Consider the following 12,168-nt stretch of genomic DNA (forward strand, 5'->3'; position numbering starts at 1 on the left):
GCGCTTAGACGCTGACGTTGGGTAAAGGATGGAGATGCTAGGAATGCGGATGCGGTGGTTATGTCTGTTCGCCATCTCGGCCGGATCGAGCGGTCCTGCAATGACGCAATTGCCCGCCATGCCGGACATTCCCCGCGTGGCCCCACCTGAGCGGCCCGAAGACAGGCATTTCCGGGTGGTCATCCCGAACCGCCCGGCACCGACGCCGATCATCCTGCATGTGTCGCCGCAGGGATCGGACGACGGCGATGGATCGGCGCGCAAGCCCTTTGCCTCGCTGGTCCGCGCGCAGCAGGCGGTGCGGAGCCTCAATCGCGACCATGATGTGACGGTCTCCTTGGCGGCGGGAACCTACCGCCTGAACGCCCCCTTGCGCTTTGGCGCGGGGGACGGCGGTCAGAATGGCTATACGGTGCGGTGGGAGGGCGCGCCGGGCACACGTGCCATCCTGTCAGGCGGTCAACCGGTCACCGGTTGGCGGCAAGTCGACAAGCAGCGGAATATCTGGGCGGCCAGCGTTCCTGCGGGCACGGACCCCCGGCAATTGATCGTCGCGAGGGAACTCGCGCCACGGGCATCGGTCGAAATCCCGCGGACCGCCGTCGCTTTCCATCCTTGGGGACTGGAGATCAAGGATGCGGCATGGCGCTTTCTGGCGCAACTCCCCGGTCAGAGCCGCATCGAAGTGGAAGGCATGAGCTGGTTCACCCATCGCCATGCCATGGTCGACCGTATCGAAGGCGACAGGATTGTCATGCAGCAACCGGGGTGGCGCAATAATCTGGTCGGCTATGACACGATGGCGCGACCGGTATCGGCCGAAGTCGCGCGCCTCTTCCTGGTGAATGCCCTCGCCTTCCTGCGGGAGCCGGGCCAATGGTTCGTCGATCCGAAGGCCGGGCAACTCTATTACAAGCCCCGGCCGGGCGAAAATATGAGCCGGATCGACATCGTCCTGCCGCGGCTGGAACATCTGCTGTCGATCGCGGGCAGCTATGACGAACCCGTCCGCGACCTCGAATTTCGTCGCTTGCAATTCAGCCATACGAGCTGGCTACAGCCGTCGGGGCCAGAGGGCTATGCCAGCCAGCAGAGCGGCGCCTATCTGGCGGGCGAACTGGTCGATTATCCCGCCGATCCGATCCGCGATTGCAGCTGGGGCTGCGCGTCGTTCGAACGGATGCGCAACCGGTGGAGTCAGCAGCCCGCCGCAGTACAGGTCGCTGCGGCCCGGCGCATCGTCTTTGACGACGACCGCTTTTCGCAACTGGGGCAGATCGCGCTCGGCATCGGGACCAATCCTGAAGCCAATGAAAGCGGCGTGGGCCTTGGCACGTCGGCGATCGAGATCACGAACAACGAATTTGCCGACCTGGCGGGCGGTGCCATCATGGCGGGCGGGGGGCAACCGGACGCGCATCATCCAACCCGGCCTGAAATGGGCTTGCGCGACATCGTCATCCGCAACAACCGGATCGAAGGGGTGTCGCGCGATTATAAGGAACAGTCGGCGATCCTCGTCACCTATGCGTCCGGCACGCTCATCCTGAACAACGACGTCTCCGACGCGCCTTATGACGGCATCGATGTCGGCTGGGGGTGGGGTGCCAATGATCCGGGCGGCAGCGCCGAATATTGGCGCAAGCAACGCGGCTATTATGACCAGCCCGGCAACATCGTCTATGATACGCCCACGACGTTGCGCGACACCGTGGTCATGGGGAACCGGGTCAGCCGGGTGAAACAATGGTTCCCCGACGGCGGCGCCATCTATCATCTGTCCGCCGATCCCAGCGCGCTGATCGCGGAAAATTACATATCCGACATCGCCGGATCGGGCGGGATCGGCATCTATCTGGACGAAGGGTCGCGCTATGTCACCGTGCGCAACAATGTCATCGACCGGGTCGGCGGCGTGTGGCTCAACCTCAACACCCAGTCGCATATCGCACCGCGGCGCACGGCGCTGGACAATGTCGCCACGGCCAACTGGTATAATAGCGGCAAGCTCAACGGCGAATGGAGCGCCTATCTCAACAATCGCGCCACGGACAATGTGGCTGTGGTCGGAAACCAATGGCCGACGGAGGCAAAGCGCGTGATCGACGCGAGTGGCGTGCAACCGGCGGAGGCCGCCGGTCGCTGACGGATGACGGGCTTTGCTTCAAACGCCCATCTACAAATTGGCCGGCGCACCATCTAACAAAATAGTCTTGCTCTCCAGATAGGCTGCAAGCCCCTCAACGCCGCCTTCGCGGCCAATGCCGGACTGCTTGAACCCGCCAAATGGCAAGCCGAATTCCAGTTTCATGCCATTCTGGCCAAAGCCCCCTGCCCGCACACGCCGGGCAATGCGATAGGCCGCATCGACATCATTGGTCAGGACCGAACCATTGAGGCCATAGTTGCTTTCATTGGCGATGCGGATCGCGTCTTCTTCATCTTCCGCCGGAATCAGGCACAGCACCGGCCCGAAAATCTCTTCCTGCGCAATGCGGCTCTGATTATCGACATTGGCGAACAAGGTCGGCTCCATGAAATAGCCCTTGTCCATATGCGCAGGCCGGGCGCCTCCCGTAACAAGATCAGCGCTACCCTTGCCGATCGCGACATAGTCTTCGACGCGCTCCAACTGTCGCTTCATAGCGAGTGGCCCAAGCTGCGTTGCCATATCCTCGCTATGGCCGATGCGGATGCCCTGCATCACGGCCTTGATCGCATCGGCCAGTTCGTCATGGCGCTTCCTGGGGACGATTGCGCGGCTCAGCATCGCACAGACCTGACCGCTCATGATGGTGATGGTGTTGCCCAATATGGCGGCCGCAACGTCGATCGGGAAGTCATCGCGCACGATCGCGGCGGATTTGCCCCCCAATTCCAGCGTGCAGCGCGCAATACGGCTCGCACAGACCTCGCCGATGCGCTTTCCCGCACCGGTGGAGCCTGTGAAGGTCACCTTGTCGATGCCGGGATTATTGACCAGATGATCAGACGCATCGCGCCCGCCACAAACCAGGTTCACCACGCCGGCCGGGATGCCAGCGGCCTGCGCCGCCTCGGCCATGATATAGGCTTCCAGCGGCGTCTCCGGCGACGGCTTCATGATCACCGTACAGCCCGCCACCAGCGCATAAGCGACTTTGCTCGCCATGATGCCATAGGGCGCATTCCACGGTGCGATCGCCGCCACGACGCCTGTGGGCTCATAGGCGACGATCGCGGTGTCCACCTGAAAGGACGGGCGCCGCTCGACGAACGTGAAGCTGTCGGCATAGCCCGCAATCTGCATGAAGCTGGCGGTCGCGCCGCCAGTCATGATCGGCGCGAAGCTTGCCAGGCCGCCCACCTGCAGCGTCCAGGCGCGCGCCAGCTCCGGCTCCCGCTTTTGCAATTCCTCACCCATTCGGCGCACCAGCGCACCGCGCTCGGCAGGGCTGAGCGTTGGCCATGGCCCCTCATCGAACGCCTTGCGCGCAGCCGTGACCGCACGGTCCATATCCGCCTCGACCGCCTCGGCCACGCGGGCGATCACATCCTCACTATTGGGGGAGACGATCTCGATCGACTTTCCACCTGCGGACTCCACCCATTGCCCGCCGATATAGAGCTTGTCGGGGTGCGCGATGCGGATGTCGTGGGGTATCATCTTGCTGTCCTCTCCTCGATTCTGCGTATAACAATAACGAACGTTATTATTATTTCAACCGCATTGACGTGCCATTCGGTGCTTGACAGTAGAGATATGGCATGGCGTAATCATATCATTCGTTACCATTAACCGCCCAAAGAGCGGCATCGGCACATCCCATCGGGAGAGGATAATGCGAAACGCCCTGATCGCGGCCTGGACGCGCGAGCGCCTCTACGCGGTACTGGATCAATATCTCGCCGCGCTTGTGGCCCGCGATCCCGCAAAGGTCGATTGGGCGCCGATGGTGCGGGCCACCGAGAACAACGTCGAACTCGCAATCGGCGACGGCCTGTGGGGCACGATCACCGGGCGCGGTGATTATGATCTGCGCTTTGCCGACTGCACGACCGGCCAGGTCGGCCTGTTCAGCACCGTGCAGGAAAGCCAGCATGATTCAGCGATGGCATTGCGTATCGGCGTGAACGGGCAAGACGCGATTACGGAAGTGGAAATGCTGATCGTCCGCCAGGTCGATGAAGCGCTGGTTTTCCCCAACCCGCGCTTTGAGCCAAAACCTGCTTTCGAAAGCGCAATCCCGGCCGACAAGCGCATGACGCGCGAGCGGCTGAGGGCGATCGCCGACGGTTATTTTTCGACGCTGGAACAGAATGACGGGCAGCTTTTCACCCGCTTCCATCCCGATTGCGAGCGTGTCGAAAATGGCGTGCAGACCACGAACAACCCCGATTTCCCGCTCGTAAATGCCCATCTCGGCTGCGAAGAGCAGTTCCGCATGGGCTATTATCGCTATGATGATCGCCTGCGTGGCCGCCGCTTCCCGCTGATCGACGAGGAGCGCGGCCTCGTCTTCGCCCATGGCTTCATCGATCATTGCGGCCGCCTCGCCCATTACAAGCTGACAGACGGCGCCGAGATCGAATCCCACATCCGCCGTCCGCACAGTTTTTACATGTCCGAATTGTTCCGCATTGAGGAAGACGCCATCCGCCAGATCGAGGCCAATTTCATCACCGTCCCCTATCATATGCCCTCCCCGTGGGACGGCATCACAGGCCATCGGCCATGACGGCCCCAAGGTTGCAGGGTGAAGTCGCCTTCATCACCGGCGGAGGGCGGGGCCTCGGACAAGCCATTGCCGAGGCGCTGGCTGGTGCTGGCGCGGCCGTGGCGGTCGCCGCACGGTCGGAACGGGAGATCGCCAAGGTGGCGGCCGATCTGAACGCGCGCGGCGGCCGCGCCATCGCAGTCGCCTGCGACGTGACCAATAGCGCCAGCGTGGATGCAGCCTTCGCGTGCGCAGAACAGCAACTTGGCCCCATCAGCATCCTTGTAAACAATGCCGGCGTGCAGGGTCCAATCGGTCCGATCGGTCATATCGATGTTGCCGACTGGTGGAGCGCGCAGAGCGTCCATCTTCTTGGCGCGCTGCTCTGCACGACGCGCGCCTTGCCGGGCATGGAGGCGGCAAATCATGGCCGCATCATCAATATTGCCTCTCAAGCCGGAACCTTCGTTGCGCCCAACGCCTCAGCCTATGCCGTCGCCAAGGCCAGCCTCATCCGCCTGACCGAGCATCTGGATGCCGAGCAGGCAGGCCGGGCCATCCGCGCCTTTGCCATTCAGCCCGGCACGATCCTGACCGAGATGTCGAGCCAGACACTCGCCTCGCCCAATGCCCGCGCGCATGCTGCGCCGCTTGTCGCGCTGCTGGAGAGCATCACGCCGCAAGCCAGCGCCGCCGCGCGCAAAAAGCTGCAATCGCTGGCTGTCGATCTCGCGTCAGGGCGTTTCGATGCGCTTTCGGGCCGCTATCTCGATATCGACTGGGATCTGCCCGCCATGCTCGCTGAACAGGTGCAAAGCGCATGACCGCAAAAAGCACCGCTGCCTTGCCCATGGTCGAGCCAGCCCGTGCTTTTGGCGCAAGGCTGCTGCTCGGCCTCATCCTGAGCGCGATGATCCTGTTCGTCGATGGCTATGATCTGGCCGCTCTCCCGCTCGCGCTGCCGCACATCGTACGGGAACTGGGCATTCCGGCGGCCAGCTTCGGCTTCGCGCTCTCCGCCGTCCTCGTCGGGCTGGGTACTGGCGCGGTTCTGCTCGCGCCCATTGGCGATCGCTATGGCCGTCGCCCGACGATCATCGTCACCGTCGCGCTGATCGGGCTGGCAACCATGGGCACGGCCACCGCGACCAGCGTGACCGGCTTCTCGGTCTGGCGGCTGTTGACCGGGCTGATGCTCGGAGCCTGCCTCCCCAACGTCACCGCACAGGTCGCGCTTTGGGCGCCGGAGGGCAAGCGAGCGAGCACGATCACGATCGTATCGCTGGGCATCGCCATTGGCGGCATTACATCCGGCCTTGTCGTGCCGCTGCTGGTGTCGTTCGGCGGCTGGCGCGCCATCTTTTTGCTGCCCGGCATCGCCACGGTCCTGCTTGCGGTAACGCTGTTCTTCCTGTTCCCGCGCAAGGGCATGGTACCCGAACGGCAGGACGAACCGGCAACCGCCATGCCCGCGCGCAAGGGTGGCCAGTTGCTGGACATATTGCGCCCACCGCTACTCGTCGCGACCGCCATCTTCGTGCTGATCTACGGCCTCAACGCCTTCGCCATTTACCTAACCAGCAGTTGGATACCAACACTGCTGCCCCAGGCCGGCTTCTCGGTCGATCTCTCCGCCCGCTTCATGTCGATCGTCAATCTCGGTGGCCTTGTCGCTGGCCTGCTGATCGCCAAATTGGTGGATAAGAGCCGGGTGACCTTCGTGCTGAGCGCTGCCTATACGACCATCGTTCTGGCATTTCTTGGCCTCTCCTTTGTAAAGCCGGACCCTTGGATCTGGGGCATATTGCTGTTCCTGTCCGCAGGGGCCATCGCGGGCGTTCACCTCGCCCTCATCGCGATCGCGACCGATTTCTTCCCCGCCCGCTATATGGCGACAGCCATCGGCTTTGGCGTCGCGGTAGCGCGCATTGGCGCGATCGGCGGGCCGATGGTCGGCGGATGGCTGATCGCGTCGGGCATCAGCGTCGGCGGCTTCTTCCTCTTCGCGGCCCTAGCACCCGCCGCGTGCCTCGCCGCAACCTGGCTAGTGCCAGCCGCGCAGCGCGCACGGCACAAGATCCTGTCATGACGGAGCAGATCATGTCCCTCTTCGATCAGATCGAGACCGTCCCCGACATGCCGGGCATGGAATTTGCGCTGGAAGTGCGCCTGCGCTTTCATCCCCTGCCCCGCCTGAAAGACCTGCCCACCGGCCCCGACAAAGGGATGGTCACCGTCTCGGCGGGCGAATTTCGCGGGCCGACCCTCAATGGCACGGTGCTGCCTGCAAGTGGCGGGGACTATGCCACCTTCCGCAGCGACGGCGTCGTGCAGCTCGACGCGCGCTATCTGCTGCAAGAGGCCGATGGCACGCCGATCATGCTCCACAACCGAGGCTTCATCTGGGGTCGCACGCCCGATGTGATGCCGCGCTTCAGCCGCATCGCCAATGGCGCCAGCGATGAGCGTGTCGATCCATCCGAATATTATTTCCGCACTTTGACGAGCTTCGACGTGCCCAAGGGCAAGCATGATTGGCTCGCCCGCCACGCCTTCATCGGCGCAGGTGCGCGGCTGACGGATGGCAATGTCGTGCGCTATTACAAGATCCTCTGAATGACGCCGTTCGATGGCAAAGTCGCGGTCGTCACCGGCGGGGCAAGCGGCATCGGCCTTGGTATCACGAGGGCACTGCTCGGCGCGGGCGCGCAAGTGGCCGTGCTTGATCTTCGCGCCGATCATATTGCCCATGCGCAAGCCGAGCTTTGCGACCATGAAAGCCGCCTCGCCTTCATTCAGACCGACGTCAGCGACCGGGCGGCCATAGCACAGGCAGCGCAGGGGGTGGTCGATCAGTTCGGGCGGGTCGATATTCTGGTCAATAATGCCGGCGTCGGCATCCAGCGTAGTTGGGATCAGGTGACTTATGCCGACTGGGATTTCGGGCTTCAGGTCAATCTGGGCGGCGTCATCAACGGCATCATGACCTTCGAACCGCTGCTGCGCGCCAATCCATCGGGCGGTCACATCGTCAACACTGCCTCCCTTGCCGGGCTCGCAACCGTGCCCGCGGCAATGGCGATTTATGGCACCACCAAAACTGCAATCGTTGCGCTGAGTGAGGCGCTGGCCCCAGAGTTTGCCCAAGCTGGCATCGGTGTGAGCGTGCTGTGCCCAGGCCTTGTGCGTAGCAATATCTTGGATATCGACGGCAACAGACCGGTGCGCTTCAAGGGCAGTGTGGCAGATCGCGCAGTGACGCCGGAAGATCGCGAACGCATCGCTTCGGATAGCTGGATGGCCCCCGACAGAGTCGGCCAGATGGTGCTGGAGGGCATCATCGCAAAAAGGCTCTACATCATCACCCATCCCACCCATCGCGACAAGTTCGAGGCGCGGGTCGCAGCGGTGCGCGAAGCCTGGCCGTCAGCCTAGCGTGGTTGGCGGCCAGGGCTGTTCGACCAGCCCGTCCGCCGTCATCATCCAGCACATGTCTTGCTGCGGCAGTGATCCAAGCGCCTGCTCCAGCGCACTGATCGTCCACGGTGCGCCCCCATTGTCGAGGCGATAATCCGCTGACCAGGGCCGGTAGAGATACACCTCATCACCCCGGCACCCCAGCAACCGCCCCGTGAATCGCGCATCAGGCAGGCACAGGCATAAGAGCAGCCGCGCGGCATGGTCGGGCGCGAACGGATCATAGCCCTCGCGCGCCGCCATCATCTCCTGAACGGCTTGCGGTGCCTTCTCGATCAGCCTTGTTCTTGCGATGGGCGACAAGGCATTTACCCGCACGCCAAGCGGCGCCAGTTCCTGCGCTGCACTCATCGTCAGCGCCGCCATCGCCGCCTTGGTCGCGCTATAAAGGCCGATGGGCGGGATCGGGTGCGGCCCGGCAGGTGAGGAAATATTGACGATCGCGCGCGGCGTGGGCGCTTGCGTGCGCCACTGGCGCGCCGCGGCGTCGATCAGCGCCGTCGCCCCTTTCACATTGACGCCAAACTGCCGATCCCAATCCGCTTCGCCCAAATCCCCCAGCAGCCCCGATCGGCTAATCCCGGCATTGTTCACGAGGATATCGAGGCGGCCATGCTGCGCGCAAATGCCGCTTACCAGCGCCTGCGCTGCCGACCAGTCGGATATGTCGCTCATGTCGGCGGACGCCATGCCTCCCGCCGCCATGATCTCCGCGACGACGGCCCGCGCAGGCCGATCATCGCCGCCCTCGCCCAGGCTGTTGCCCCCAGATCATTGACGATGACCTGCGCGCCTTCCGCCGCCAGCGCGCGCGCATAGGCCCGGCCTAAACCGCGCCCCGCGCCCGTGACGAGCGCGACCTTGCTCGCCAGCCGCATGGCTCAGGCCACACGCTCTGCCTGTGGCACCCGCGCGCCATCAAGCTGCGCGCGCGATACCCAGCTGCCATGCACCTGCGCCCGCATCGGCAATGGCATCGGCACGCGCGCAATCGGCCCCTTGGCGATATCCCCGGCCTCCACGATCCACAGTTCGGACTGGAACATATCCTCCCCGCTCTGACGGTCGACGACCGCGAGCAGCCAGCCATCATGATCGGGCGTAGCCGAGGGGACATGGACTGGCTCGCTGATCGCCATGCCGAAATCCAGCGGCATCATGTCGATCCGGCCATTGCCCGGCTCGATGCGCAACATCGCGTTGAACGCAGCACCCACCGGACCACCCGGCAGCGGCGGGCCACCCTGCGGATTCATGCTCATATACCAGGCCGCGCGATAAGGCCGGCCCTGATCGACATCGCGCAGGCGCGGCATGTCGCCGGGCGGCCCCATCACCCGCTCCGCATAGCTTTCGCCATCCTTGCTCATGTCAAAGGTCCAGCGCGTAAGCCCGCCGCCAATCTCCCGCTGATCGCGCTGGATGCCCCCGGCCTCGCGCATGAAGCCGAACGCATTGGTGTCCGAAAGGCACAGGTCGAGATGGACCAGATCGCCATCGTCAAAGGCGTTAACCAGATGAAAAGCGGAAATGCCAGGGCGTCCGCGGAACCAGCGCATCTCCTCCACCTTGCCATAGCGCGGCATGATGCCGACCCAGCTCTCCAACTCCTGCTGATGTGCCCAATGCGCGCCGCCAGCCTTGAGCCTCTCAAGATCGGCGGTTGTCGGGAAGATCGGGAAGATCGCGTATTTTTCACTGATCGCGAAGTCGTGAATGGTTGAGCAATAGGGCTGCTCGAACCATTGCTCGCTCGTCAGATTGCCGTCCTTGTCCGCGATGCAATAGGCCACATCCTTGGTACATAGGCCGCCCGCCTCATAGCCGAAGAAGAACATCTCGCCGGTCTGCGGATCGATGCGCGGATGCGCCGTGAAGGTTTGCGAGCGCAGCGCGCCGTAATAATCCCAGCGGCCGACCGTCTCCAGCGTATGCGGATTAATCTCATAGCCAAGCCCATCCTCCTTGGTCATGAACAGCCGCCCTGCGTGCCAGACCGGCGTGGTATTGGCGACGGTGCGGTCCTTGTCCTGGGCGGCGGGATCATCCGTGAACGGATTGCGATATTGGCCAAACAGCGCCCGCCGCGCCTCGCGCTCCAGCTTGTAGCGCTCGGTCTCGACATAGCGGATCGCATAATCGACCTTGCCACCGCTGATGGCGAAGCGGGCAACCATGCCATCGCCCGACAGCACGATATCATCCGCATACATGGGCGGCACGGCAGGATCGGGCACCGCGCGGAAAAACGCGCCATCCACCTCGGCGGGAATGTCCCCGATCACATCGAGATTGCGCGCCGACCATTCGATGCCGACCGGTGTATTCAATCCGGTAAAGTGGATGGTTTTCGGGAAGTTCGCCACTATCATCCTCCTATATGTTCGTTCTTGCGCAGCGTGCGGATCACATGATCCGAGCCCTTGTCGCCAATCATGATCGCGGTCGCATTGGTGTTGCCCTGCGGTAGCGTCGGCATGATCGACGCATCGGCAACCCACAGCCCCTCCACGCCGATCAGCTTGAGGTCGCTATCGACCACCGCCATCGGATCGTCGCGGTGCCCCATCTTTGCCGTGCCGACGGGATGGTAGAGCGGGATCGACGCCATGCGCACATAATCGCGCAACTGCGCCGGGTCCGTCATCGCCGCGCCGGGCCGCAACTCGCCCTTGATGAAGGGCGCCATAGCGGCCTGCCGCAAAATATCCCGCGCAATGCCAATGCCCTCGACGATCTGGTCGATATCATCCGTGCTGCTCAACTGCTGATGCGCGATGACCGGTGGTGCCAGCGGGTCGGCAGAGCGCAGCGTGATCCGCCCACGGTTCCGGGGCCGCATCAGGCCGACCAGCGTCGAGATTGACGGGTTCGGGCGCAGCATGAGCCGACCCTGTTCGTCAAAATCAAAGGCAAAGGCCGCAAAGGAAATCTGGAGATTGGGCGCGGACAAATCCGCCCGGCTCTTCACGAAAGCCTGCGCATGGCCGATCGCCGTGGTCAGCGCGCCCTTGCGGGCCAGCGCGAACTTCATGACTTGCCACGCGCCGCGCAGTCCCTTCGCATCACTGTTGAGCGTCACCGCATCGACATCATTCACGATATGCGTGCCGACATGATCCTGCAGATTGCTCCCCACGCCGGGTCGGTCGCAAACCACATCGATGCCCATCGCGCGCAGATGATCGGCCGGGCCGATGCCAGACAGCATCAGCAGGCGCGGCGTGTTCATCGCGCCTGCGCTCAGCACCACGCCATGCCGCGCCGTCAGCCGCTTCTCCTGCCCATCCTGCCAATAGACGATGCCGGTCGCCCGCTTATCCTCCACGATGATGCGCAGCACTTGCGCCTCAAGCAGGATGTGCGGCGCATTGCCGCCCTTGCGCTCATGCAGATAGCCACGCGCAGCCGAGCAGCGCGTGCCACTGCGCTGCGAAACCTGCACATAATCGACGCCCTCGGCCTGCTGGCCATTCAGATCGGTTGAGCGCGCAATGCCTGCCTGCTGCGCCGCCGTGATCCACGCATCGGTAATGGGATAGCGCGCCCGCCCTTCCGACACAGCAATCGGCCCGCCAGTGCCGCGCCAGGCATCCGCGCCGCGTTCATTATCCTCCATGCGGCGGAAATAGGGGAGGACGGAGGCATAATCCCAGCCCAGCGCCCCTTCCCGCGCCCATTCGTCATAATCCCAGCGATGCCCACGAATGAACATCATGCCATTGAGCGCACTGCCGCCGCCCAGCAGCTTGCCCGCTGGCCATATGTCGGCGCGGCCGCCCAGGGTCGGGTCTGGCTCCACCTTATAGCACCAGTCGAACTCCGGGTTCTGCACCACCGCGCTGGTGAGCGCAGGAATGCGCGAGCGATAATGCCGATCGGTGCGCCCGGCCTCTACCAGCGTCACCGTCAGGCCGCCATCGGCAAGCCGCCCGGCCATCGCCGCACCGCCCGATCCGCCGCCCACGACGATGATGTCCGGTTCTTGCATCAT

Annotated in this window: 11 protein-coding genes; 6 read left to right on the forward strand and 5 right to left on the reverse strand. The window is 63.6% G+C overall.

All coding sequences use genetic code 11. The features are described 5' to 3' along the window. The first annotated feature begins 49 nt into the window (after positions 1-49). Positions 50-2,146, forward strand: a complete 2,097-nt coding sequence (locus SxD43FB_RS15535; protein ID WP_176482800.1) for a right-handed parallel beta-helix repeat-containing protein — start codon at positions 50-52, stop codon at positions 2,144-2,146. 30 nt (positions 2,147-2,176) lie between these two features. Here SxD43FB_RS15535 and SxD43FB_RS15540 read toward each other — a convergent pair whose 3' ends face one another. Further along, positions 2,177-3,646, reverse strand: a complete 1,470-nt coding sequence (locus SxD43FB_RS15540) for an aldehyde dehydrogenase (RefSeq protein ID WP_096062981.1) — start codon at positions 3,644-3,646, stop codon at positions 2,177-2,179. A 175-nt stretch (positions 3,647-3,821) separates the two neighbouring features. On the opposite strand from SxD43FB_RS15540, the gene SxD43FB_RS15545 reads away from it, so the two are divergent. The 5 genes from SxD43FB_RS15545 to SxD43FB_RS15565 are packed head-to-tail and all read left to right on the forward strand — an operon-like array spanning position 3,822 to position 8,132. Further along, positions 3,822-4,718 (forward strand): hypothetical protein, encoded by an 897-nt coding sequence (locus tag SxD43FB_RS15545; RefSeq protein ID WP_096062982.1) that lies wholly within the window; start codon positions 3,822-3,824, stop codon positions 4,716-4,718. Further along, complete coding sequence (locus SxD43FB_RS15550; protein ID WP_096062983.1) at positions 4,715-5,521, forward strand: SDR family NAD(P)-dependent oxidoreductase; 807 nt, start codon at positions 4,715-4,717, stop codon at positions 5,519-5,521. Before SxD43FB_RS15545 ends, SxD43FB_RS15550 begins: the two co-directional genes overlap by 4 nt. Next, positions 5,518-6,786, forward strand: a complete 1,269-nt coding sequence (locus SxD43FB_RS15555) for an MFS transporter (RefSeq protein ID WP_255245748.1) — start codon at positions 5,518-5,520, stop codon at positions 6,784-6,786. The genes SxD43FB_RS15550 and SxD43FB_RS15555 overlap by 4 nt, the downstream gene beginning before the upstream one ends. After that, a complete protein-coding gene (locus SxD43FB_RS15560) occupies positions 6,783-7,313 on the forward strand; it encodes a DUF3237 domain-containing protein (RefSeq protein ID WP_237236474.1) in 531 nt (176 codons plus the stop codon). The genes SxD43FB_RS15555 and SxD43FB_RS15560 overlap by 4 nt, the downstream gene beginning before the upstream one ends. Then, the gene (locus SxD43FB_RS15565; RefSeq protein ID WP_096062984.1) at positions 7,314-8,132 is read left to right on the forward strand and encodes an SDR family NAD(P)-dependent oxidoreductase; all 819 of its coding nucleotides are present in this window, start codon (positions 7,314-7,316) and stop codon (positions 8,130-8,132) included. On the opposite strand, the gene SxD43FB_RS15570 is transcribed toward SxD43FB_RS15565, so the two are convergent. Genes SxD43FB_RS15570 through SxD43FB_RS15585 form a run of 4 tightly spaced genes read right to left on the reverse strand, consistent with a single transcriptional unit; the run spans position 8,124 to position 12,168 of the window. Beyond that, positions 8,124-8,849, reverse strand: a complete 726-nt coding sequence (locus SxD43FB_RS15570; protein WP_255245749.1) for an SDR family NAD(P)-dependent oxidoreductase — start codon at positions 8,847-8,849, stop codon at positions 8,124-8,126. The genes SxD43FB_RS15565 and SxD43FB_RS15570 overlap by 9 nt on opposite strands. Further along, a complete protein-coding gene (locus SxD43FB_RS15575; protein WP_096062986.1) occupies positions 8,846-9,052 on the reverse strand; it encodes an SDR family NAD(P)-dependent oxidoreductase in 207 nt (68 codons plus the stop codon). Before SxD43FB_RS15575 ends, SxD43FB_RS15570 begins: the two co-directional genes overlap by 4 nt. Before the next feature lie 3 nt (positions 9,053-9,055). Continuing rightward, the gene (locus SxD43FB_RS15580; RefSeq protein ID WP_096063013.1) at positions 9,056-10,540 is read right to left on the reverse strand and encodes a carotenoid oxygenase family protein; all 1,485 of its coding nucleotides are present in this window, start codon (positions 10,538-10,540) and stop codon (positions 9,056-9,058) included. Between the two features lie 2 nt (positions 10,541-10,542). After that, entirely contained in the window at positions 10,543-12,168 is a 1,626-nt protein-coding gene (locus tag SxD43FB_RS15585) for a GMC family oxidoreductase N-terminal domain-containing protein (protein WP_255245750.1), read from the reverse strand.

This window comes from Sphingobium sp. D43FB (assembly GCF_002312805.1).
Lineage (GTDB): Bacteria > Pseudomonadota > Alphaproteobacteria > Sphingomonadales > Sphingomonadaceae > Sphingobium.

What these genes read in the sequence shown, in the direction of transcription:
- SxD43FB_RS15570 (WP_255245749.1), bottom strand. Translation starts at nt 8,849, where the DNA reads ATGAGCGACATATCCGACTGGTCGGCAGCGCAGGCGCTGGTAAGCGGC.
- SxD43FB_RS15545 (WP_096062982.1), top strand. Translation starts at nt 3,822, where the DNA reads ATGCGAAACGCCCTGATCGCGGCCTGGACGCGCGAGCGCCTCTACGCG.
- SxD43FB_RS15565 (WP_096062984.1), top strand. Translation starts at nt 7,314, where the DNA reads ATGACGCCGTTCGATGGCAAAGTCGCGGTCGTCACCGGCGGGGCAAGC.
- SxD43FB_RS15550 (WP_096062983.1), top strand. Translation starts at nt 4,715, where the DNA reads ATGACGGCCCCAAGGTTGCAGGGTGAAGTCGCCTTCATCACCGGCGGA.
- SxD43FB_RS15585 (WP_255245750.1), bottom strand. Translation starts at nt 12,168, where the DNA reads ATGATGCAAGAACCGGACATCATCGTCGTGGGCGGCGGATCGGGCGGT.
- SxD43FB_RS15560 (WP_237236474.1), top strand. Translation starts at nt 6,783, where the DNA reads ATGACGGAGCAGATCATGTCCCTCTTCGATCAGATCGAGACCGTCCCC.
- SxD43FB_RS15575 (WP_096062986.1), bottom strand. Translation starts at nt 9,052, where the DNA reads ATGCGGCTGGCGAGCAAGGTCGCGCTCGTCACGGGCGCGGGGCGCGGT.
- SxD43FB_RS15555 (WP_255245748.1), top strand. Translation starts at nt 5,518, where the DNA reads ATGACCGCAAAAAGCACCGCTGCCTTGCCCATGGTCGAGCCAGCCCGT.
- SxD43FB_RS15540 (WP_096062981.1), bottom strand. Translation starts at nt 3,646, where the DNA reads ATGATACCCCACGACATCCGCATCGCGCACCCCGACAAGCTCTATATC.
- SxD43FB_RS15535 (WP_176482800.1), top strand. Translation starts at nt 50, where the DNA reads ATGCGGTGGTTATGTCTGTTCGCCATCTCGGCCGGATCGAGCGGTCCT.